Annotated in this window: 22 protein-coding genes; 6 read left to right on the plus strand and 16 right to left on the minus strand. The window is 65.1% G+C overall.

Annotation, left to right across the window (positions count from 1 at the left end; genetic code table 11):
- Position 1 precedes the first annotated feature (1 nt).
- The 4 genes from lptA to D7S86_RS02640 form a co-directional block, all read right to left on the minus strand.
- Complete coding sequence (gene lptA / locus D7S86_RS02625; protein ID WP_121083082.1) at positions 2-670, minus strand: lipopolysaccharide transport periplasmic protein LptA; 669 nt, start codon at positions 668-670, stop codon at positions 2-4.
- 63 nt (positions 671-733) lie between these two features.
- Positions 734-1,336, minus strand: coding sequence for an LPS export ABC transporter periplasmic protein LptC (gene lptC / locus D7S86_RS02630; RefSeq protein ID WP_121083085.1), 603 nt, complete (start codon positions 1,334-1,336; stop codon positions 734-736).
- Positions 1,336-1,917 (minus strand): KdsC family phosphatase, encoded by a 582-nt coding sequence (locus tag D7S86_RS02635; RefSeq protein ID WP_121083087.1) that lies wholly within the window; start codon positions 1,915-1,917, stop codon positions 1,336-1,338. The genes lptC and D7S86_RS02635 overlap by 1 nt, the downstream gene beginning before the upstream one ends.
- Entirely contained in the window at positions 1,917-2,900 is a 984-nt protein-coding gene (locus D7S86_RS02640) for a KpsF/GutQ family sugar-phosphate isomerase (RefSeq protein ID WP_121083090.1), read from the minus strand. The genes D7S86_RS02635 and D7S86_RS02640 overlap by 1 nt, the downstream gene beginning before the upstream one ends.
- An 80-nt stretch (positions 2,901-2,980) precedes the next feature.
- On the opposite strand from D7S86_RS02640, the gene D7S86_RS02645 reads away from it, so the two are divergent.
- The 4 genes from D7S86_RS02645 (at position 2,981) to purU (ending at position 7,571) form a co-directional block, all read left to right on the plus strand.
- Positions 2,981-4,984, plus strand: coding sequence for a monovalent cation:proton antiporter family protein (locus D7S86_RS02645; protein WP_121083093.1), 2,004 nt, complete (start codon positions 2,981-2,983; stop codon positions 4,982-4,984).
- Between the two features lie 21 nt (positions 4,985-5,005).
- Positions 5,006-5,632, plus strand: coding sequence for an adenine phosphoribosyltransferase (locus D7S86_RS02650; protein WP_121083096.1), 627 nt, complete (start codon positions 5,006-5,008; stop codon positions 5,630-5,632).
- Positions 5,633-5,640: 8 nt separating this feature from the next.
- Positions 5,641-6,549 (plus strand): NUDIX hydrolase, encoded by a 909-nt coding sequence (locus D7S86_RS02655; RefSeq protein WP_240647962.1) that lies wholly within the window; start codon positions 5,641-5,643, stop codon positions 6,547-6,549.
- 149 nt (positions 6,550-6,698) lie between these two features.
- Positions 6,699-7,571 carry a formyltetrahydrofolate deformylase gene (purU, locus tag D7S86_RS02660; RefSeq protein ID WP_121083102.1) on the plus strand — a complete coding sequence of 291 codons (873 nt, stop codon included), beginning with the start codon at positions 6,699-6,701 and terminating at the stop codon, positions 7,569-7,571.
- Between the two features lie 123 nt (positions 7,572-7,694).
- Here purU and D7S86_RS02665 read toward each other — a convergent pair whose 3' ends face one another.
- Together D7S86_RS02665 and uvrA are read right to left on the minus strand one after the other, a co-directional pair.
- On the minus strand, positions 7,695-8,735 hold the full coding sequence (locus D7S86_RS02665) for an AI-2E family transporter (RefSeq protein ID WP_121083105.1): 1,041 nt from the start codon (positions 8,733-8,735) through the stop codon (positions 7,695-7,697).
- Between the two features lie 227 nt (positions 8,736-8,962).
- The gene (uvrA, locus tag D7S86_RS02670) at positions 8,963-11,848 is read right to left on the minus strand and encodes an excinuclease ABC subunit UvrA (RefSeq protein WP_121083108.1); all 2,886 of its coding nucleotides are present in this window, start codon (positions 11,846-11,848) and stop codon (positions 8,963-8,965) included.
- A gap of 136 nt (positions 11,849-11,984) precedes the next feature.
- Here uvrA and D7S86_RS02675 point away from each other — a divergent pair, with 136 nt between their 5' ends.
- Positions 11,985-13,172 carry an MFS transporter gene (locus tag D7S86_RS02675; protein WP_420813201.1) on the plus strand — a complete coding sequence of 396 codons (1,188 nt, stop codon included), beginning with the start codon at positions 11,985-11,987 and terminating at the stop codon, positions 13,170-13,172.
- Positions 13,173-13,344: 172 nt separating this feature from the next.
- A complete protein-coding gene (locus tag D7S86_RS02680; RefSeq protein ID WP_121083114.1) occupies positions 13,345-13,890 on the plus strand; it encodes a single-stranded DNA-binding protein in 546 nt (181 codons plus the stop codon).
- 71 nt (positions 13,891-13,961) lie between these two features.
- Here D7S86_RS02680 and D7S86_RS02685 read toward each other — a convergent pair whose 3' ends face one another.
- The 10 genes from D7S86_RS02685 to D7S86_RS02730 form a co-directional block, all read right to left on the minus strand.
- Positions 13,962-14,954, minus strand: a complete 993-nt coding sequence (locus tag D7S86_RS02685) for an isopenicillin N synthase family dioxygenase (RefSeq protein WP_158601841.1) — start codon at positions 14,952-14,954, stop codon at positions 13,962-13,964.
- Between the two features lie 205 nt (positions 14,955-15,159).
- Positions 15,160-16,221 (minus strand): ABC transporter substrate-binding protein, encoded by a 1,062-nt coding sequence (locus tag D7S86_RS02690; protein WP_121083120.1) that lies wholly within the window; start codon positions 16,219-16,221, stop codon positions 15,160-15,162.
- Between the two features lie 311 nt (positions 16,222-16,532).
- Positions 16,533-16,961: a DUF3830 family protein gene (locus tag D7S86_RS02695; protein ID WP_121083123.1), complete on the minus strand. Its 429-nt coding sequence runs from the start codon at positions 16,959-16,961 to the stop codon at positions 16,533-16,535.
- 49 nt (positions 16,962-17,010) lie between these two features.
- A complete protein-coding gene (locus tag D7S86_RS02700) occupies positions 17,011-17,613 on the minus strand; it encodes an LOG family protein (protein WP_121083126.1) in 603 nt (200 codons plus the stop codon).
- Complete coding sequence (locus tag D7S86_RS02705) at positions 17,610-18,395, minus strand: ABC transporter permease (RefSeq protein WP_121083128.1); 786 nt, start codon at positions 18,393-18,395, stop codon at positions 17,610-17,612. The genes D7S86_RS02700 and D7S86_RS02705 overlap by 4 nt, the downstream gene beginning before the upstream one ends.
- Entirely contained in the window at positions 18,392-19,252 is an 861-nt protein-coding gene (locus D7S86_RS02710) for an ABC transporter ATP-binding protein (RefSeq protein WP_121083131.1), read from the minus strand. Before D7S86_RS02710 ends, D7S86_RS02705 begins: the two co-directional genes overlap by 4 nt.
- Complete coding sequence (locus D7S86_RS29890) at positions 19,249-19,494, minus strand: hypothetical protein (RefSeq protein WP_121083134.1); 246 nt, start codon at positions 19,492-19,494, stop codon at positions 19,249-19,251. Before D7S86_RS29890 ends, D7S86_RS02710 begins: the two co-directional genes overlap by 4 nt.
- The gene (allB, locus tag D7S86_RS02720) at positions 19,481-20,962 is read right to left on the minus strand and encodes an allantoinase AllB (protein WP_121084232.1); all 1,482 of its coding nucleotides are present in this window, start codon (positions 20,960-20,962) and stop codon (positions 19,481-19,483) included. The genes D7S86_RS29890 and allB overlap by 14 nt, the downstream gene beginning before the upstream one ends.
- A 14-nt stretch (positions 20,963-20,976) precedes the next feature.
- Positions 20,977-21,768 (minus strand): SDR family NAD(P)-dependent oxidoreductase, encoded by a 792-nt coding sequence (locus D7S86_RS02725; RefSeq protein ID WP_121083137.1) that lies wholly within the window; start codon positions 21,766-21,768, stop codon positions 20,977-20,979.
- Entirely contained in the window at positions 21,765-22,670 is a 906-nt protein-coding gene (locus D7S86_RS02730; RefSeq protein WP_121083140.1) for a cysteine hydrolase family protein, read from the minus strand. Before D7S86_RS02730 ends, D7S86_RS02725 begins: the two co-directional genes overlap by 4 nt.
- Positions 22,671-22,938 lie beyond the last annotated feature (268 nt).

Consider the following 22,938-nt stretch of genomic DNA (forward strand, 5'->3'; position numbering starts at 1 on the left):
CTCACTGCTTGTCCGTCCCGGGCGTCTTGGCGGCGGGCGAGGCCGCATTGCCGCCGTCCGCCGGCCGCGACGCGCTCGCGGCGACGGGCGCCGACGCGCCGTTGTTGTACGCGGGCGAGAGCATCGCATGCACGCGCGGGTTGCCCGTGCTCGATCCGCTCGTCGAACTGGCCGTATAGAAGTCCTTCTGGCCGTCGTACGTGATCACGTCGCCGCTGACCGTGTCGATGACTTTCGACAGGCCCTGCAGGCGGCGCACGATTGCGCGGCCCGTGAGCGTCGTGAAGTCGCGTTTGCCGTCGTATTCGAGCTTGTCGGCATTGCCTTCGATGTATTCGTCGAGTCCGTCGCGCTTTTCGCGGAAATAGGCGAGGCCGCCCGAATCCATCGTTGCGACCGCGTACTGGTAGCCCTGCGGATCCTGCGTGACGACCGCGCGATCGGCCTTGATCAGGATCGTGCCCTTGGTCAGCACGACATGGCCGATATAGACGTTGACCTGCTTGAGGTCGTCGTACGTCATGTTGTCGGCGTCGATGAACACGGGCTTGTCGCGGTCAGCGCGCTCGGCGTGCGCGGCCGTCGCCGGCAGCAACGAGGCAATCAACAGCGCGATCGCGGCAAGCAGGCGTGCCGGCAAAGCCGGGCGGCGGTCGGGCGGAAGGGTCATGGAACGCGTCAAATTATTCTGTTCGGTGAGAGTCGGAGGCGACGAACGCGCGGCGCGCGCGGGTCATTTCGAACTGCCCGGCATGGTCTCGGACGCGGCAATCTGGCCGCGGACATTGCCGAGCAGGTGCATCGTTCGCGTGACATTGTTGTAAACCATGCCGTTCGCGGTGACGACGGATTGACCGCGCACAAGTTTAACCGGCTTTTCGGTTTGGACGATGTCGTCATTGACGAGCACGTGAAAATGCTCGGAATACGCCGCCATCGCGGGATCGCCGGCGCCCGGGTCGCGCAGCACCTTCGCATTCTGGTAGAGATCGATGATCGAGCCGTCGCCCTTGATCACGCCCCAGTCGCCGTACGACGTCACGTCGGGCTTGCCCGGCGTGAAGCTCCGGATCGACGGCAGCGTCGCGTCGATATTGTCGTCGTCCTCGTAGTGGACCATCTTCGTCGCATTGATCCGGTATTGCGTCTGGCCGGTTTCGTCGAGCGTCGTGATCGAGAAATGGTCGGCGAAATAATCGGGCCGGTGCGTTTTGGGGCGCACGGCCTGATGGACGAGCGACGGCAGATTCAACTGCAACAGCCAGTAGGTGCCGCCCGCGATCGCGGCCATCGCGAGTACGGGCAACCATTGCAGCAAACCCATGCGCCGCAGCATCACGACACTCCGCAGGCGTGTTCGAGCAGCGCGTCGTAGTAGCCGCGCGCGCGCAGGATCAGGTCGCAGACCTCGCGGACCGCGCCGCGTCCGCCGCGTGCCTGCGCCACATAGTGGGCGCGTCGCGCGAGTTCGATATGCGCGTTGGCCGGCGCGGCCGCGAAGCCGGCCTTGAGCATGACGGCGAGATCGGGCCAGTCGTCGCCCATATAGCCCGTGTCGGCCGCCGCGATGCCGGTCTTCGACAGCAGCTCGGCAAACACGACGGTCTTGTCGTGCACGCCCTGGAAAACGTGGTCGAACCCGAGTTCCTTCGCGCGCGATGCGACGATCTTCGAACTGCGTCCCGTGATGATCGCGGTCTGCACGCCGGCGCTGCGCAGCAGCTTGACGCCATGGCCGTCGAGCGTGTCGAAGGTCTTGATCTCTTCGCCGTCGGGTCCGTAATGGAGCCGGCCGTCGGTCAGCACGCCGTCGACGTCGAACACCATGAGCTGGAGCCGCGCGGCGCGCGCGGAGGCGGCCGCGAGACGTTCGGCCAGGGCGGCGTCGATGCCGGAGGGGTCAACGGGTACGGCCATCACATCACCTTGGCTTCGAGAAGATCGATCGTATTGAGCGCGCCGATCAGCGTGCCGTCGCGGTCGACGACGAGCACCTGATTGATCCGATGACGCTCCATGAGTTCCACGGCGGCCACGGCGAGGTGATCGGCCCCGATCGTGCGCGGACGCGAGGTCATGACCTCGGTGATCGGCAGGTTGCGGAAGTCGCCGCTGCGCGCGAGCACGCGCCGCAGATCGCCGTCCGTGAAAATGCCCGCGACATGGAACGACGCGTCGACGATCGCCGTCATCCCCATGCGCTTGTCGGTGATTTCGAACAGCGCCTCGGCGACGTTCGCGTCAAGACCCACATGCGGGATCTGATCACCGGTCCGCATGACGTCGCGCACGTACGTAAGCAGCCGCCGGCCGAGCGCGCCGCCCGGATGCGAGCGCGCGAAATCCTCGGAACTGAAGCCGCGCGCATCGAGCACGGCCATCGCGAGCGCGTCGCCGAACGCGAGCGCGGCCGTCGTGCTCGCCGTGGGCGCGAGATTGTGCGGACATGCTTCCTTGTCGACGCGCGCATTCAGGTGGATGTCCGCGATCTGCGCGAGGCTCGATTCGGCATTGCCCGTCATCGCGATCAGGTGGGAACCCGTGCGCTTGACGAGCGGCACGATGTTCAGCAACTCCTCCGTTTCGCCCGAATTCGACAGCGCGATGAAGACATCGTCGGCCGTCACCATGCCGAGGTCGCCGTGACTGGCTTCGGCCGGATGGACGAAGAACGCGGGCGTGCCCGTACTCGCAAATGTCGCGGCGAGTTTGCGCGCGATATGGCCGGATTTTCCGATCCCCGACACGACGACACGGCCTTTGCAATCGAGCAGGACCTGGACCGCGTGCGCGAACGCGTCGTCGAGCCGGTCGATCAGCGAACGCACCGCGTCCGCTTCGATCTCGAGCACCTCGCGAGCGAGCTCCAAGGCCCGATATCCATTGATTTTCGCTATCATGCGCGGAGTATAACAAAGCCCTCCCAGCCAGGCGGCGCAAGCTGTCGCGGCCTATTGACGCACTTGGAGAAGCCGTCCGCATGACTTCGCCGCTGGAACTGACGCTTGTGCTTTTGGCTGCCGCGGTCGTGGGGGTCGTCGTGTTTCGCAGCCTCAATTTGCCGCCGATTCTCGGTTATCTCGTCGTCGGCATCCTGATCGGGCCGCATGCGTTGGGCGTCGCGAGCGACGCGCCGCACGTCCAGTACCTCGCCGAGTTCGGCGTCGTGTTCCTGATGTTCTCGATCGGCCTCGAGTTCTCGTTCGCGAAGCTGCGCGCGATGCGCGGCATCGTCTTCGGACTCGGACTGTCGCAGGTCGTCAGCACGATCGCGCTGACGATCGTGGCCGGCTTCGCGATCAATCTCGTGCTGCCATTCAGCTGGCAGGCGAGCCTCGCGCTCGGCGGCGCGCTCGCGATGTCGTCGACCGCGATCGTGACCAAGCTGCTCGCCGAGCGCCTCGAACTCGATTCGGCGCACGGACGCAATATCGTCGGCGTGCTGCTGTTCCAGGATCTCGCGGTGGTGCCGCTGCTGATCCTGCTCGAGGCGCTCGGCGGCGACTCGACGCATCTCGCGAAGGCGATGATGATCGCGGCGGTCAAGATCGTCGGCGCGCTCGCGCTGCTGCTCTGGGTCGGTCAGCGCGTGATGACGCCATGGTTCAACGTCGTCGTGCGCCGGCGTTCGCAAGAGCTGTTCATGCTGAACCTGCTGCTCGTCACGCTCGGCATTGCGTTCGTGACCGAGGCGCTCGGGCTCTCGATGGCGCTCGGCGCGTTCATCGCGGGCATTCTGATCGCCGAGACGCCGTACCGGCATCAGGTCGAGGAGGACATCAAGCCGTTTCGCGACGTGCTGCTCGGGCTGTTTTTCATCACGACCGGCATGCTGTTGAATCCGTCGATTCTCGTCGCGCATCCGCTGCTCGTGCTCGTGTTCTTCATCGTGCCGACGCTCACGAAGGCGGTGCTGACGACGGGGCTCGCGCGCCTGTTCGGCGCGAGTTCGGGCGAGGCGATGCGCACGGGCATCGGACTCGCGCAGGCCGGCGAATTCGGCTTCGTCATGCTCAACGTGATCTCGGGCAACAAGCTCGTGCCGCCCGAGCTGCTCAACGAGGTGCTCGCGGCGATGCTGCTGTCGATGCTTGCGGCGCCGTTCATGATCCAGAATGCCGACCGGATCGTCATGCGGCTGTCGTCGACCGAATGGATGCGACAATCGCTGCAAATGACGCGGATCGCGACGCAGACGATCAAGACGAGCGGGCACGTGATCATTTGCGGATACGGCCGTTGCGGGCAGAATCTCGCGCGCATGCTCGAACAGGAGGGGCTCAGCTATGTCGCGCTCGATCTCGACCCCGATCGCGTCAGCGCGGCCGCGTCGGCGGGCGAATCGGTGGTCTACGGCGATGCGGCGCGGCGCGAATCGCTGCTCGCGGCCGGACTGCACCGCGCGGCCGCGGTCGCGATCACGTATGCCGAGACGCCGTCGGCGCTCAAGGTCCTGCATCATGTGCACGAACTCGAACCCGCGCTGCCCGTCATCGTGCGCACCGTCGACGACGCGGAGATGGAGCGGCTCATCGCGGCGGGCGCGACCGAGGTCATCCCCGAAATCGTCGAGGGCAGCCTGATGCTCGCATCGCATACACTCGTGCTCGTCGGCGTGCCGATGCGCCGAGTCGTGCGGCGCGTCGAGGAAATGCGCGATGCGCGGTACAGTCTGCTGCGCGGCTATTTTCACGGCGCCGACGACGAGGAGGACGACTACGAACGCGAAGGTGTGCGTTTGCAGCCGATCCCGCTGCCGGAGAATGCCGACGCCGTGGGCCGCACGCTCGGCGATCTGGCGCTCGACGAGCTCGGGGTCAGCGTGACCGCGATTCGCCGTCATGGCATCCGCGGCGTCGAACCCGATTCGAGCACCCGGCTGCGCGCGGACGATATTCTCGTGCTGCGCGGGCTGCCCGACGCGCTTGCGAAGGCCGAACAACGTTTGTCGGTGAATCGGCGAAGTACCCCGAGCACCGTCTGATCTTTCAAAACTGGAGTCACCATGTCGGAATCGCCGACTCAGGGCGGGCCGTCCAACGGGCCGGCCCACCAACACGCGGCGCACGCCGCCGCCGAGCGCGTCGCGCCGCGCGAGGCCAGCGCCTATGTGCGTAGCCTCGTCAGAACCGTGCCCGACTGGCCCGAGCCCGGCGTGCAGTTCCGCGACATCACGCCCGTGTTTCAGAACCCGAGAGGGTTGCGCACGCTCGTCGACGTGCTCGTCGATCGATACTTCGACGCGAAGCTCGACGCTGTCGTCGGGCTCGACGCGCGCGGCTTCATGATCGGCCCGATCGTCGCCTACGAGCTCAATATCGGCTTCGTACCCGTGCGCAAGATCGGCAAGCTGCCGTGGAAGACGATCAGCGAGTCGTACGACCTCGAATACGGCAGCGCGACCGTCGAAGTGCATGCCGATGCGTGCAATGCGGGCGACCGCGTCGTGCTCATCGACGATCTGATCGCGACGGGCGGTACGATGCTCGCGGGCATGCATCTGCTCGAACGGCTCGGCGCGAAGGTCATCGAAGCGGCCGCGCTGATCGATTTGCCCGACCTCGGCGGCTCGGCGCGGCTGCGCGCCGCGGGCTTGCCCGTGTTCTCGATCTGTGAGTTCGCGGGGACGTGATGGATGTCGTGAGCCGGTATCCCTGCGTGCGCGCGGCGCGCCGCTTCGACCCCGCGCGTCATCTGCCCTTCGTGATCGCGGGCGTGCGGGCCGGATGGATCCGCCGCAGCGATCTGCCGTGGCTCGACGCGTGGCGCGAAATCTTCGAGATCGACGACGTCCAGGTCGGCCTGCACGCCGGGCTCGATACGGTCGAGGCGCGCAGCCGCGCGCTCGGCGAGGTCATCGAGGCGCTTGCGGCGGACGGGCGGATCCGCGGCTGGCGCAATGAAACGTACGCGATCCGCAATCGTTTCGACGCCGCGCCGCTCGCGTTGATCGAGCGCGCGGCGTCGCGTTTCTTCGGCACGCAGACGTATGCCGTGCATCTGAACGGCGTCGTCGGCACGCACGCGATGTGGATCGCGCGACGCAGCCCGAACAAGGCGACCGACCCCGGCATGCTCGACAATCTCGTCGGCGGCGGCATCGGCTGGGGCTACGGCATCGATGAAACGCTCGTCAAGGAGTGCTGGGAAGAGTCCGGCTTGCCCGCGGCGCTTGCACGGCGCGCGGTCCGAGGCGGTACGATCCACGTGCTCCAGGAAATCGACGAAGGCACGCAGGCCGAGCAACTGTTCATTTACGACCTCGACGTCGGCGCGGATTTCGTCCCGCGCAATCAGGACGGCGAGGTGGCCGACCATCGGCTCGCGTCGATCGATACGGTGCTCGACTGGCTCGCCGACGGTGCGATGACGGTCGATGCGAGCCTCGCTGCGCTCGACTGGATGGCGCGCCACGGCGCGCTCGACGCGGCCGAACGCACGGCGCTCGCCACGCTCGGCGCGCCGCCCGCGATCGCCGAGCCGGCGTCGGAAGGCGAGGCCGGGCTTGCCGGCCGACCGGCCGATCTCACGCCCGGCGCCGCGCGGTGAGCCGTACCGCGCGCATCGGTCCGCGATCGACGACGCGACGATTCGACAGCTCGACGATTCGACGACCGAAGCATGACGATGGACGCAGGACCCGCTTTCGGCGCGCCGCATTCGATGCGGCGCGCCGCGCATAACAAGGACAACACTGCATGACGACCGAACACAGTTTCATCCTGACGCTCTCGTGCGCCGACCGGCCCGGGATCGTCCACGCCGTCTCCGGCTTTCTCTTCGAACGCGGCGCGAACATTCTCGATTCCGCGCAATTCGGCGACCGGTACACGGGCGAATTCTTCATGCGCGTGCATTTCCAGCAGATCGGCGGTGACCCCGGCGAGCAGAAGCTGCGCGCCGATTTCGGCACGCTCGCCGAGACGTTCGGCATGCGCTGGCAGCTTCATGACGCGAACGTCAAGCCGCGCGTGCTGATCATGGTCTCGAAGATCGGTCACTGTCTCAACGACTTGCTGTTCCGTCATCGGACCGGACAACTGCCGATCGAGATCGCCGCGATCGTCTCGAACCACAAGGACTTCTATCAGCTCGCCGCGAGCTACAACGTCCCGTTCCATCATTTCCCGCTCGCCGCGGGTGCGCCCGAGTCGGCGAAGGCCGCTCAGGAAGCCAAGATCATCGAGATCGTCGACGCCGAAGCGATCGATCTCGTCGTGCTCGCGCGCTACATGCAGATCCTTTCTCCTGCGCTATGCAAGAGGCTCGAAGGCCGCGCGATCAATATCCATCACTCGTTCCTGCCGAGCTTCAAGGGCGCGAAGCCGTACTACCAGGCGTTCGATCGCGGCGTGAAGCTGATCGGCGCGACCGCGCATTACGTGACGGGCGATCTCGACGAAGGTCCGATCATCGAGCAGGAGGTCGAGCGCGTCGACCACGGCATGGACCCCGAGCAATTGACCGCGATCGGCCGCGATGTCGAGTGCGTGACGCTCGCGCGCGCGGTCAAGTGGCATGTCGAACACCGCATCGTGCTCAACGGTCACAAGACGGTCGTGTTCCGGTAATGCGTTAAACGGGCGGGGGTCTGCAGGCGAGCGCAGACGCCTCGACACAGATCGGGGGCGAGGCGATCGCGTGGCCGGCATTTTGCCGGTGTTCGCGATCCGCCACGGCGCGCGCCGCGGCGCTCAGACGAGCTGCGCGACGATCAGCTCGCGCTTGATGTACGCGTAGAAGATCGGCGCGGCGATGACGCCCGGGATCCCGAATGTCGCTTCCATGACGAGCATCGCGATCAGCAGCTCCCATGCGCGCGCCTCGATTTCGCCGCCGATGATGCGTGCGTTGAGGAAGTATTCGAGCTTGTGGATCGCGACGAGGAAGGCGAGCGACGCGATCGCGACGGGCAGACTGACCGACATCGAGATCACGAGAATCGCCGTGTTCGAGATCAGATTGCCGATAACGGGCAGCAGACCGACGACGAATGCGAGCAACACGAGCGTCTTCGACAACGGCAGATACGTGTGAAACAGCGGTAGCGCGACGAGCAGATAGAGGCCCGTGAACACGGCGTTGATGAACGAGATCTTGACCTGCGCGAAGACGATGCGGCGGAACGCGTCCGAGAAGCGCGAGGCGCGCGCCGCGAGCGCCGCCGTCAGCGGTAGTTTTTGACCGCGGCACGACGCGACGCTGATCGCGATCATCGCGCCGAGAATCATGCCGATCACGATATGCGTGAGCGTGCGCGCGATGCTGATGCTGCCTTGCTGCAGATCGACCATGTGCTTGCGCGCGTACTCGAACACCATATTGCGCATATCGTCGTGGTCGACGGGAATATAGACCTGTGCCCATTCGGGCAGACGCGCGCGCGCGCCGTCGAGGATGCTGCTGAGTTGCGCAACGAGCACTTGGGCGTTGGGGATCACCCGTTCGACATGATCGACGGTGCCGATGATCGCGGCGGTCAGCAGGCCGATGATGGCCACGGACAGCAGCACGACCGAGATCCAGAGTGAGCGCCGGCTCGACAAGCGCCGTTCGAGCAGCGGCGCCGTGATCAGAATCAACTGGTAGACGAGCAGACCGGCGAGCACGCCCGACAGCAGATGCAGCACGAGAATCGCGACGAGCGCGATCGCGGCGATCAGGAAACTCGCGATTTCGACCTTCGTATAAGTGACCGGCTCGCGATTGATGGCGCGCAACTGGCGCGCGTTCATGCGCCGTTCGGGCGACAGGCCTGGCCGTACGACCTGCGCGCCCGGGCCCCGGTCCTGAGACGCTGGGCGGTCCTGCCTGTCTTTGCGGGCATCGTGCGCCTGACGTGACATCGCGTACTCTCCGCGGACGCCGATCGGCATCCAGTCCAAACCCATCAATCTTCGCAGGCCGCGAGGCCTGCGCCTTGCCCGCGCGCCCAAGCGGCGCGCGCGCCGAACCCCCGTCGTCAGGCGTTGCCGCTTTTCACCGGTGTCGCGCGCGCGAGCAGCGGCGCGAGATACCGGCCGGTAAAACTTGCCTTCGCGCTCGCGATGGCCTCCGGCGGACCCTGGGCGATGATCTGTCCGCCGCCGGCGCCGCCTTCGGGGCCCAGATCGATGACCCAGTCGGCGGTTTTGATGACATCGAGATTATGCTCGATGATCACGACCGTGTTGCCCTGATCGCGAAGCCGGTGAATGACTTCGAGCAGCAGCGCGATGTCGTGGAAGTGCAGGCCCGTCGTCGGTTCGTCGAGGATATAAAGCGTCCGACCCGTATCGCGCTTCGACAGTTCCAGCGAAAGTTTGACGCGCTGCGCTTCGCCGCCCGAGAGCGTCGTCGCGGACTGGCCGAGCCGGATATAGCCGAGACCGACTTCGAGCAGCGTCTTGAGCTTGCGCGCGATGACCGGCACGGCGCGGAAGAATTCATGCGCCTGTTCGACCGTGAGATCGAGCACCTCGCTGATGTTCTTGCCCTTGTACAGCACTTCGAGCGTTTCGCGGTTGTAGCGCTTGCCGTGACAGACGTCGCAGGGCACGTAGACGTCGGGCAGGAAGTGCATCTCGACCTTGATGACGCCGTCGCCCTGGCACGCCTCGCAGCGGCCGCCCTTGACGTTGAACGAGAACCGGCCCGCTTCGTAGCCGCGCTCCTTCGCCGCGGGCACGCCCGCATAGAGCTCGCGTATCGGCGTAAACAGACCCGTATAGGTCGCCGGGTTCGAGCGCGGCGTGCGGCCGATCGGCGACTGATCGACGTTGATGACCTTGTCGAAATGTTCGAGGCCGTCGATCGATTCATACGGCGAGGGTTCGGTCGCCGATCCGTAGAGGTGGTGCGCGACCGCGTGATAGAGCGTGTCGTTGATCAGCGTCGATTTGCCCGAGCCCGAGACGCCCGTGACGCACGTGAGCAGGCCGACCGGCAGATCGAGTGTCACGTTCTTGAGGTTGTTGCCGCTCGCCTCGACGATCACGAGCCGGCGCGCATCGGGTTCATTGCGCTTCGCGGGCAGGGCGATCGCGAGGTCGCCCGACAGGTACTGGCCCGTCATCGACGCGGGATTGCGCTTGATCTGTTCGGGCGTGCCCTCGGCGACGACGATGCCGCCATGCTCGCCGGCGCCCGGCCCCATGTCGACGACGTGGTCCGACGCATTGATCATGTCCTCGTCATGTTCGACGACGATGACCGAGTTGCCGAGATCGCGCAGATGCATGAGCGTCTTGATGAGCCGGTCGTTGTCGCGCTGGTGCAGGCCGATCGACGGTTCGTCGAGCACATACATGACGCCCGTGAGCCCCGAGCCGATCTGCGACGCGAGCCGGATGCGCTGGGCCTCGCCGCCCGACAGCGTATCGGCGCTGCGATCGAGCGACAGATAGTCGAGCCCGACATTGTTGAGGAACGACAGGCGGGCCGTGATCTCCTTGATCACCTTGTCCGCGATCTCGTGTTTGGCGCCTTCGAGACGCAAGGTCAGGAAGTAGCTGAGTGCGTCGCGCAGCGGCTGATTGCTGATCGAGTAGATCGGCCGCGCATGATCGCCTTCGCCGAGCATCACGTGGCGGGCCTCGGTGCGCAGCCGCGTGCCTTCGCAGGCCGGGCACGGCTGATTGTTCTGATACTTCGCGAGTTCTTCGCGGACGGCGGCCGAATCGGTCTCGCGATAGCGGCGTTCGAGGTTCGGGATGATGCCTTCGAACGCGTGGTCGCGAACCGTGGGCCGGCCCCGCTCGTTCATATAGGTGAACGGAATCGTTTGCTTGCCCGAACCCTGGAGGATCACGTTGCGCGTGTCGGCGGGCAGATCCTCGAACGCTGCGTCGATATCGAAGTCGTAGAACGCCGCGAGGCCCTGCAACATTTGGAAATAGAACTGGTTGCGGCGATCCCAGCCCTTGACCGCGCCCGATGCGAGCGACAGCGACGGATGCGCGACGACGCGCTTCGGATCGAAGAACGTGATCTGGCCCAGGCCGTCGCAGTGCGGACACGCGCCCATCGGGTTGTTGAACGAAAACAGGCGGGGTTCGAGTTCCTGCAGCGAATACGAGCAGATCGGGCACGCGAACTTCGAGCTGAACAGGTGTTCGGCGTTCGTGTCCATTTCGAGCGCGATCGCGCGGCCGTCCGCGAGGCGCAGCGCCGTCTCGAACGATTCGGCGAGGCGTTGCTGCATGTCGGGACGCACGCGGAGCCGGTCGACGACGACGTCGATCGTGTGTTTGTCCGTTTTCTTGAGCTTGGGCAGCGCGTCGACTTCGTAGACTTGTGCGTCGCCCTCGTGCGTCGTGCCCCCGCCCGAGCGGATCCGGAACCGCACGAAACCCTGGGCCTGCATTTCCTCGAAGAGTTCGAGGTGCTCGCCTTTGCGGCCCGCGACGACGGGTGCGAGGATCATGAGCCGCGTTTCGGCGGGCAGCGCGAGCACCGCGTCGACCATCTGCGAGACGCTTTGCGCCTGCAGCGGGATATGGTGGTCGGGGCAGTGCGGCGTGCCGACGCGCGCGTACAGCAGGCGCAGATAGTCGTGGATTTCGGTGACGGTGCCGACCGTCGAGCGCGGATTGTGCGACGTCGCCTTCTGCTCGATCGAGATCGCGGGTGACAGACCCTCGATGAGGTCGACGTCCGGTTTCTCCATGAGCTGGAGGAACTGGCGCGCGTAGGCCGACAGACTTTCGACGTAGCGGCGCTGGCCTTCCGCGTAGAGCGTATCGAACGCGAGCGACGATTTGCCCGATCCGGACAGGCCGGTAATCACGACGAGTTTGTGCCGCGGCAGGTCGAGATTGACGTTTTTCAGATTGTGGGTGCGAGCGCCACGGATCCGGATCTGTTCCATGTCCTGCCGAAAGTAGGGGGGGCCAAACCTGCTACTATAGCGACTTTTGCGGCGAGCCGATCGGCCCGCCCGTCGCGGTCCCACCTCGGTATTCCCCATGTCTCAAACGACGTTCACGCCCCAGGCCGCATCGCGGATGAGCCCTCAGGAAGTCCGTTCGAGCGCGTCGCTGGCCGCGGTGATCGGGCTGCGCATGCTCGGTCTGTTCATGATCATCCCGGTTTTCACGATCTACGCGCGCACGGTGCCCGGCGGCGAGAACGCGACGACGGTCGGTATCGCGATCGGGATCTACGGATTCGTCCAGGCGCTGTTCTACATTCCGTACGGCTCGTTGTCCGATTTTCTCGGGCGCAAGGTCGTGATCGCGATCGGGCTCGCGATCTTCGCGGTCGGCAGCGTGGTCGCGGCGCTCGCGCACGATATGAACGGCCTGATCGTCGGACGTGCGATCCAGGGGCTCGGCGCGGTTTCGTCGGCCGTCATCGCGTTTGTCGCCGATCTGACGAGCGAGGCGAACCGGACCAAGGCGATGGCGATGGTCGGCGGTTTCATCGGCATTTCGTACGCGATCGCGATCGTGTCGGCGCCCGTGCTGTTCGGATGGATCGGCATGTCGGGCATCTTCATGCTGATCGCGGCGCTCGCGGTGCTCGCGATCGCCGTCGTGATCTGGATCGTGCCGACGCCCGATGCGCGGCCCGTGCATCGCAAGGCGCCGTTTTCGACGGTGTTGCGCAACGTCGAGTTGCTGCGTCTGAACGTCGGCGTGTTCGCGCTGCATGCGACGCAGATCGCGTTGTTCGTCGTGATTCCGCGTGCGCTCGTCGCGGCGGGGCTGCCCGTCGCGCATCACTGGCAGATGTATCTGCCGGTCATGGGCCTGACGTTCGTGCTGATGGTGCCCGCGGTCATCGTCGCCGAGAAATACGGCAAGATGAAGCCCGTCTTGCTCGGTGCGATCGCGCTGCTTCTGCTCGGGCAGGTCTTGCTCGCGGCGGAGCCGCATACGCTGTGGCTCGTGGCGACGTTCCTGTTCATCTACTTCCTGGGCTTCAATATTCTCGAAGCGTGTCAGCCGTCGCTCGTCTCGAAGCTCGCACCGGGCGAACGCAAGGGGGCGGCGATGGGCGTGTACAACACGACGCAGTCGCTCGGCTATGCGGTGGGCGGCGCCGGAGGCGGCTGGGTGCTCGCGCATTGGAACGCGAACGCCGTGTTCGGGGCCTGCTCAGTCCTCGTTTTCGTGTGGCTTATAATCGCTGCCGGCATGGCGCCGCCGCCGCAACGCGGCCACGGCGGGGCCACGACGGGACAGCATTGACATCTCCTGCCGCGACGGTGTGTCGCGCGCTTGGCGGGACAGTTCGGAAAGTTCAGTTCAGAGCGGATCAGCAGCCGCCCCCGCGATGGCGGGAGGGTGTCGAATCGGCCGACCGGCCGAATCGACGTGCGGCAATCTACGGGATAGCGTTAAGGCATTCAGAGGAGAAATCATGGCATCCGTCAACAAAGTCATTCTGGTCGGCAACCTGGGTGCGGACCCCGAAACGCGGTATCTGCCGAGCGGCGATGCCGTGACCAATGTGCGGCTCGCGACGACCGACCGGTTCAAGGACAAGGCGTCGGGCGACATGAAGGAAATGACCGAGTGGCATCGTGTCGCGTTCTTCGGCCGTCTTGCCGAGATCGCGGGCGAGTACCTGAAGAAGGGATCGTCGGTGTATGTCGAAGGCCGGATCCGCACGCGCAAGTGGACGGATCAGTCGGGACAGGAACGGTATTCGACCGAGATCGTCGGCGAGCAGATGCAGATGCTCGGCGGCCGCGGCGGCATGGGCGGCGGCGGTGGCGGCGATGAAGGCGGTTATAGCCGCGAGCCGATGGAGTCGCGCGGCGGTGGCGGCGGCGGTTCGCGCGGCGGCGCGTCGGGCGGCGGCGGTCGTGCCGCGTCGGGCGGTGGTGGCGGATCGGGCGGCGGCCGGTCGAATGCGCCGGCAAGCGGCGGGTTCGATGAGATGGATGACGATATTCCGTTCTAGGAAACAGTCGTACGCAAAGTGTGAATTCAGGGCTGAAACTGACGCGTAATCGGTAGGTTATGCGAATGGTTTCAGCCCTTTTCTTTTTCGACCTCGACCTCGACCGCGGTCGCCCGATGCCGCTCCGCGATATAAGCGCCCGCGGTGCACGCGTCCGGCGCGACGTCCTCGCCGCGGCATGACGGCACGCGCTCGATGATCGCGTCATAGCGGGGATCGAAGAAAAACGCGATCGAGTACCGATCCGTCCGCGCAGCGGACGTTTTGACGCGATGCAATGTCGATCGGTATCGATTGCCGGTCCACATCGCGAGGAGGTCGCCGATGTTGACGATCAACGTATCGGGCAGCGGCGGCGCCTGGATCCACACACCGTCGACGTTCCGCACCTCGAGTCCGCCGACCTCGTCCTGCGCGAGGATCGTGATGCCGCCCCAGTCCGTGTGCGCTCCCGCGCCGATCTGATTCATCAACGCATGATCGGGATGCGGCGGGTATTTGAGCAGACGCACCGTCGTCATCGGATCCGCGTAATACGGCTCGAAGAAATCGTCGCGCAGTTCGAGCGACAACGCGATCGCACGCATCACGCGCAGACCGAGCGACACCATCGCATCCGCATAACGCCCCATGCTCGTCGCCATCTCGGGCTTGCCGCGGGGCCATTGATTCGGTCCGTAGGTCGGCAGTCCGCGACCGTATAGCGGATGATCGCGCGCGGGCTCGGGACCGTAGCGAAAGCTCTCCTTGAGATCGGGCGGCGAGCCGTCGTCGAGCCGCTGCGTCGCGGCCGGCTCGTATCCGCGTTTTGCGGCAGAGCGGGATTGCGCGATCTCCATTTTCACGTCGAGCGGAAGATCGAATAGTTCGCGAGCCAGCGCGTACTGCGTATCGAAGACCGCGCGCGGCACGCCGTGATTTCTCACGTAGAAAAAGCCGATGTTCCGGCATGCGTCGCGGATCTGCGCGGCAAGCGTCAGGCGCGCATCGCGCGACTCGTCGAGCAGCGACAAATCGACAATGGGCAGCGCGCTGACCGATTGAGGCGGGGTGTAGGGAATCATGGTTTTCACAGACGCCAAGCCCCGCGCCGAAGCCGCGGTGCATGAATGAACGATGCCGGGTTCGACGCGCGTGACCGCATGCGTCGACGTCATCAAAGACCAGGGCACGATGAGCGCGATCATGACCCGACCGTGACCCGATCACGACCGTGTCTGTGACCAGACCACGACCACGACCACGACCACGACCACGACCACGACCCGATCAGGGCGTGAGCTTGAAGATGCGCGCGTCGCGCGCGGGCAGAAAGGCGCGATCGAAGATGCGCTCGGGCTGCGGTTTGTTCGGCAAGCCGAGCGCGCCGACGACGATATCGATGCTTTGCGCGAGGCGTCGGTCGTCGACATCGCCAAGACCGAGCGTCGCGACCTCGGGGCTGCTCATATCGTTGGCGAGCGTGAACAGCAGCTTTTGCTTTTCGAGGTCCGTATTGAGGATCGGTTCGCGCTGCACGAGATGGCGCACGCCCTCGTCGGGGTCGGCGATCACGTCCTTGATCGCATGATTGAGCGCGCGGACAAACCCGCGCACGGCGTCGGGATGCGCCGCGATAAACGGCTGCGAGAAAAACACCGTATTCGCGTACAGGTTCATGCCGTTGTCGCGAAAGCGAATAAAACGAATCGTCTTCGACGGATCCGCGCCCATGGCCTTTTCGGCAAACGTGAACGTCGTCACATAGGTCGAAGCCGCGTCGATCTGGCCGCGTTCGAGCAACTGAGCCGACAGATTCGGCGCGATATTGACGATCTTCACGCGCGACGCATCGATGTGATTGATGCTCGCAAGTGCCGGAAACAGCTTGAGCGCGGCATCGTTGACGGCGCCGCCGACGGTCTTGCCTTCGAGATCATGCAGCGTCTTGATCGGCCCCGACGCCTTGACGGCAAACGCGAACGGCGCAACGTTGTAGAGCGTGAACACACCGACCGGCGCGGCGTCCGGATGCGTCGCGGCGAGCTCGATCAACGCGTTCAGATCGCCGAAGCCCGCATCGTATGAACCGTTGGCGACTTTCGGAATCGAGCCGGCCGACCCGTCACCTTGGTCGAACGACACGTCGAGACCTTCCGCGGCGAAATAGCCTTTGTCGAGCGCCACGAAAAACCACGCCTGCGGTCCCTCGTACTTCCAGTTCAGAATGAATTTGATCGGCGTCGCGGCAAAGGCCTGCGACGACAACGCGAATCCGATGAGGCCGGCGAACCACACCGTGTAGCGGATCCAGCGGCGCAACAACGCGATGCGATGCAATGCGAAAGTCATGGTGATCCCTCGATGAGTCGATAAGTCGATGAGTCGATAAAAAGGATGTCGAACCGCCGGTCCGTGTCCGGGGCGCGTATGGCGTGAACGTCAGTCGGACGACGCTTCCGATGCGGCGCGCGTCGGCCGCTTCACCGCGGTCGAGCCGCGCGTGCGGACTCGAACGTGACTCGATGTGTCTCCGAGGCGGCACGGCGCGACGCGATATGCAAAACAAACAAGCGAGCCGCTCCCTCACGACCGCACGGGTCGCGTCGGTACGTCAGACATGCGATGGAAAAAGAGGCGTCGCCGACGCCCTCAGTCGAACGTCATGCTTCGAGCTCGAACAGAATCTCCTGCGCGCCGTGCCAGAGCACGCGCTTGCCGAGCTCGGGCAACTGCTCGCGCCCTTCGACGATCGTCATGAAGTGGTTGCCCGCGAGTTGTCCGAGCTTGCTCGAAAAGCAGCAGGATCCGTAAGCGAGCAGGATTTCGGTCTCGCTATAGCCGCCCGGATGAAACAGGACGTCGCTGACCGACGGATGGCTCGTGTGATTCTCGAACCCGACGCGTTGCCCCTGATGTTCGAGCACGTAGTCGCCGAGCGGCACCCAGCACGCTTCGCCGCTCCAGCGAACGTGAATCAGATGCTGACGATACGGCAGCAGCGAAAGAAAAGCGCCGACGGTCTGCGCGGCGGCATCGTGCGTGACGGCGACGAACTTCAGTTCGCCGACCGTGATCTGGATTCGTGGCATCGTGATCCACCGTTAAAGAAGTATCGGGAGCAAGCATGTCGGAGCCGCATCACGCATTCGGCTGACCGATCCACTTGGTGACGGTCGGCGCGCGCCACACCTCGAGCGCATCGAGGAGCGGCGCGGGACGACTGTCGAATACGGGCATGCGCGCATGTTCGATTTTCATGAAGCCTTCATCGACCGCGTGGCCGAACATCTCGCGCAAGGGCCGGTAAAAGTCGAGCACGTCGAGCAGGCCGAAGGGCTTGCGATGCTCGCCGAGCTGGGCGAGCGTCGCGATTTCGAGCAGTTCCTCGAGCGTGCCGAAGCCGCCCGGCAACGCGACGAACGCATCCGCGAGATCGGCCATGCGCGCCTTTCGCGTGCGCATGTCGCCGACGATTTCGCTCGACGTCAAACCCGCATGCTGCTGGCCGCGCACGGACAGCGCCTGCGTGATGACGCCATGCGCTTTGCCGCCGTTCGCGAGCACCGCGTCCGCGACGACGCCCATCAGACCTTTGTCGGTCCCGCCGTACACGAGCTGCCAGCCGCGTCGCGCTATCTCGGCGCCGGTCTCCCGGGCCGCGTTGCGATAGGCGTCGACGCGGCCGAAATTCGAGCCGCAGAACACCGCGATCGAATGAATGCTGTTGCGGGGTACGGTCATGAGAGGGCTCCTACGTCGATACGTCGTTGGGTCCATCCCGTCAGCCTGCTTTCGACCCAGGACGACAGGGCATAGAGTGCGACACCGAGTATCGCAAGCACGAACAGACCCGCGAAAACGAGCGGCACGTTGAAGTTGCCGCTCGCGATCATCATGATGTTGCCGATCCCCTTGTTCGATGCCACGGTCTCCGAGAGCACCGTGCCGACGAACGACAACGTGATCGCGATCTTCAGCGACGCGAACAAATACGGCAGCGATCGCGGGATGCCGACGTTTCTGAGGATATCGAAGTTCGATGCGCCGAGCACGCGCAGGACGTCTTCAAGCTCGGGCTCGGTCGCGGCGAGACCGGTTGCGACGTTGACGATGATCGGAAAGATGCTGATGCTCATCGAGGTCAGGACGGCGGGAATCGTGCCCGCGCCGAACCAGACGACGAAGATCGGTACGACCGCGACCTTCGGAATGCTCGAAAACCCGACGAGCAGCGGATAGGCTGCGTCGTACAGCACCTTCGACGCGCCGATCGCCACACCGATCACGACGCCGACGACCACGCTCAACGCGAAGCCGACGAGCGTGGTCATCAGCGTCTGCAGCGTGTCGGGCCACAGCACGGGCGTCTTGTCGATCATGACCGCGACGATCTGGGTGGGCCTCGGCAAGACGAGGTCGGACACATGCGCGAGCCGGCATACGCCTTCCCAGACGACAAAAAACGCGAACAGCACACCGAGCGACATCAGTTGCCTGCGCCATGCGATCGATGACGGATTCATGCGCGTTCTCCCGCGAAGACATGCGACGCACGCGGCGCGCCGTCGGCTTGAACCTCGGACGGCGGCATGCGCGCATCGGCGATGCGCTGGCGCAGATGCTGAACGAGTTCGGATCCCGCGCTCCCGTAAGTCGCGTCGAGGGTCCGCGGCCGGTCGAAGGGCACGGCGCGGTCTTCGAGTATGCGTCCCGGCCGCGCGCTCATCACGCAGATCCGGTTCGCGAGATAAGCCGACTCGCGCAGATCGTGGGTCACGAGCACGACGGTCGGCCGCCGCGTCATCCAGAGCGATTGCATGATGTCCCAGACCTCTTCGCGCGTGAACTGATCGAGCGCGCCGAACGGTTCGTCGAGCAGCAGCAGATCCGGCTCGTGGATCAGCGCGCGGCACAACGACGCGCGTTGCAGCATGCCGCCCGACAATTGCCATGGACGCTTGTCGCCGAAGCCGGCCAGGCCGACTTGCGCAAGCAGCGCATCGGCGCGTTCAGCGAATTCGCCGGTGCGCTTCGCGCGATAGTCGTGCCGATACGGGGCGACGATCTTGAGCGGAATCGACACGTTGTCGCGTATCGACAGCCACGGCAGCATCGTCGGGTTCTGAAACGCGAGGCCGACGCGGGTGGCTTGCACGCCCGGCGCGCCGACTTCGCGCCCATCGACGATGACGCCGCCCGACGTAGGCCGGATCAGCCCGCCGAGCAGTTTGAGTACGGTCGATTTGCCGCATCCGCTCGGACCGACGAGCGCGACGAAATCGCCGCGCGCGATCCGGAGATCCGTGCGGTCCAGCGCGACGGTGCCGCCGCCGTATCGGACGCTGACGCCCGATAGTTCGATAAAGGGGCGCGTGTTCACGTCGATGCCTCGTCGATCGGCGCATCCATCGTCGTGTGCACGCGGGGCCGCGCGTGCGTCCGTATGCGCATCTGCGCGTTCACGTGCGGGCTCATTCGCGTGCCGATCCGCGTGCCGATCCGCGTACCGATCCGCGTACCGATCCGCGTACCGATCCGCGTGTTGATCCACGTGTTGGTGCGGGTGTCGTGCCCGGGCCGCGGATGAGCACGCAAGCCACCGCGGCGATCAGGCTGTTTCATGGGACTGGGGCGCATCGATCGCATCGAGGGGCTCGGCTGTCGGCCGTACGCCTGCCGGTGTGGTCAGGATTGCGCTCGTATAGTGCGCGGTATTGAGGGGGCGGGGCGTCGGCATCTGCTGGATGGTCTTCACGGAGCGGCCCCAGCCGAGCGCGTCCTCGACGAGTGCGCCGTCGCGCATGACGAAGCGGCCGCGCACGAGCGTATGTACGGGATATCCGTGCACGAGGCGGCCGTGCCACGGTGAAATGCGGCTCACGCTATGGAGCGTGTGCTGCGAGAGCACGCCCTTGCGATCGAGGTCGACGAGCGCGATATCGGCATGCGCGCCCGGCGCGATGACGCCTTTGGTGCCGTAGAGGCCCCAGGCCTTGGCCGGTGCGACGGCGCTCCACCGGACGTATTCCATGAGGCTCGCGCGGCCGCGATTGACCTCGGTCAGCATGAGGGCCATCTGCGTTTCGACGCCGGGAAAGCCGCAGTCGCATTCCCAGATGTTCGACCGCGTCTTTTCCTCGACGGCATGCGGCGCATGATCGGTCGCGATCATATCGATCGTGCCGTCCTTGAGCGCCTGCCAGAGCGGGTCGTTGTGGCGCGGCTCGCGAATCGGCGGATTGAGCCGCAGGATGCCGCCGAGACGGCTCATGTCGTCGGTGTTCAGCAGCAGGTATTGCGGACACGTTTCCACCGTGACGTCGACGCCTCGCCGTTTGGCGTCGCGAATCAGGAACAGCGAGTCGGCGGCGCTGTGATGCGCGATATGCACGCGCGCGCCGGTCCATTCCGCGAGCGTGAGCACGCGTCCGATCGCCTCGATCTCCGCGACGGCGGGGCGCGCGGCGAGATGAGCGAGCGCATCGATACGCCCCGCGTCCTGCATGCGTTTCTGGCGACGTGAAAGAATCGACGAGTTTTCCGCGTGCACGACGGTGCGGACGCCGAGCGGCGCGAGTTTTTCAAACCCTTCGAGCAAGGCGCCGTCGGTCGGCGCGGGCAAGTTGCCGAAGGTATTGCCGACGAAAGCCTTGAAGCTCGTGACGCCGGCCTCGACGAGGGCTTCGAGATGCGCGATCGTGTCGTCGCCGAGCAGGCCGTGAATGCCGTAATCCACATACGACGATCGCGCGGCGCTGAGCTTCAGTTCAAGCGCGTCGAGCGTGCCGGTGGGCGGATTCGTGTTCGGCATGTCGAACACGGTCGTCACGCCGCCGCAGGCCGCGGCGGCTGATCCCGTGCGCCATGTTTCCTTGTGCGGATAGCCGGGGTCGCGGAAATGCACGTGACTGTCGATGGCGCCCGGTAATAGATAGAGCCCGGTCGCATCGAATGCGTCGCGCGCGGGCGGCATGGCGTCGTCGCGGCCGACGGCGACGATGCGTTCGCCGTCGATGGCCACCGATGCGTCGATGATCGAATCCGGCGAAACGACCTTGGCGCCGCGAATGACGAGGTCAACGGGTTGCATGGTCGAGGCCTCCATCACAGCATCGCGAATCCGCCGTCGACGGGCAGATCCACTCCGGTGATTTGGCGCGAGACGTCACTCGCGAGAAACAGGCACGCCTGCGCGACATCGGTATCGGTCGAGACGCGCTTGAGCGCGTAGTCTTCGGCGTGGCGGCGCATCGCCTCCTCGATCGTGATGCCGAGCGCGGTCGCCATGTTCGCGCAGACCTTCTTGCGGAAGCGGTCGCCGTCGACCATGCCGGGGGCCACGCAATTGACGTTGATGCCGTGCGGTCCGGCCTCGATCGCCATGCTCTTCGTGATGCCGCGCAGCCCCCACTTCGACGCGGAATACGCCATGCGCCCGGCGCGGCCCCGCATGCCGAACGTGCCGCCGACGTTGACGATCTTGCCCGACTTGCGCTCGATCATGCCCGGCAGCACGGCACGCATCGTGTTGAACGGCCCCGTCATATTGAGCTGCACGATGTCGTCGAATTCGGGTTGGGTGGTCTCCCATCCGGTCTTGCCGATCGGTCCCGATCCGCCCGCGACGTTGACGAGCACGTCGATCTGTCCGAACGCGTCGAGCGCCGCCGCGGCGAGCGCCTGGGCTTCGTCGGTCTGCGTGACGTCGCAGGTCTGCACGATCACGTCGACGCCCTTGTCGCGCGCCTCGGCCGCGACCGCTTCGAGCGCGTCGCGGTCGCGCGCCGTGAGAACGAGCCGCGCGCCTTCGTCGGCGAAGCTCAGGCTGATCGCGCGGCCCATGCCTTTGGCCGCGCCGGTAATGACGACGACCTTGTCTTTCAGATGGAGATTCACGACGGCGTTTCCTCGGGGTTCGGTGCGTTGAGCGATGTCAACACGGCGTCGGCCGTCGCGATGAAGCCATGCAACTGCTCGACGATGAAATGGATGGCTCGGCTCACATAGGTCGGCGACGGCGTCGAACAGGCGTCCTTGAGCAGCACGCAGTCGTAGCCGAGAAAGGCCGCGTCCTGGAGCGTCGAGAACACGCAGCGATCGGTATTGATGCCGACGAACAGCAGGGTCGTGATGCCGCGCATGCGCAGCACGCTGTCGAGCTCGTTGTCCCAGAAGCCGCTAAGCCGATGCTTGAACACGTGAACGTCGTCGGGCTCGGGCTGTAGCTCATCGATGACCGCGGCGCCCCATTCGCCCGCGACCAGCGCGGGGCCGTGATCGATGGCCGAATGCTCGCCGTAACCGACGTCGTGCGGCGTGCGCTTGCCCTTGAAGTGAATCGTGGGGCTCAGATTCTGGCGATCGGCGCGAATGCCCCAGTTGAGCCAGATCACGTGTCCGTGCCGCTTGCGCCATGCGGGCAGGAGTTTTTGAATCTTAGGGATCGGCTTGCGCGTGGCGCGCATATCGACACCCTTCTGCGCGAACCATCCTTCGGGATGACAAAAATCGTTCTGCATATCGACGACGATGATCGCGGCGCGGCGCATATCGAGCTCGATATGCCGGGATTCGGTGCCGGCCGCGGTGTGGGTCTCGGTGCGGTTTTTGCCGCCGGTCTTGCCGCCGGCCGCGGTCTCGATAGCAAACCGCAACACGTGCGGCTCATGCACCGCGCGCACGAAGCTTACGGTCCCGGCGTCGGCCGACCACGCGTTGGACGGATGTGCGCCATAGGTCTCGCGCGGTTCGGCAGGCGTCGACGGCCTGGCACGGATGGAGGCGGGTTTCTTTTTCATGCGTGTCCCTTACGCAGCGGATGTGCCAGTTAGCGCTTCCCTTTGAAACCTTTTCGATGCTTGCCCGTTGCCGTTTCGGCAACGCTTTCCGCGTCGACGCGATGCGATGGGCTTCGCGATACTGCGTAAATGCGTGCGCATGCCGCGTTGCGCGACAAGACATCGAGGCACAGCGGACCGTTCAGCGGGAGACCGGACTTCGCGTGTCGCCGCGCGCGTGCCCTGTAATGGGGAAGGGTGAATGCGCGTGGTGCAGCGTATTCACGCG

Origin of the sequence: Pararobbsia silviterrae (assembly GCF_003628125.1) — a bacterium.
Taxonomy (GTDB): Bacteria; Pseudomonadota; Gammaproteobacteria; order Burkholderiales; family Burkholderiaceae; genus Pararobbsia; species Pararobbsia silviterrae.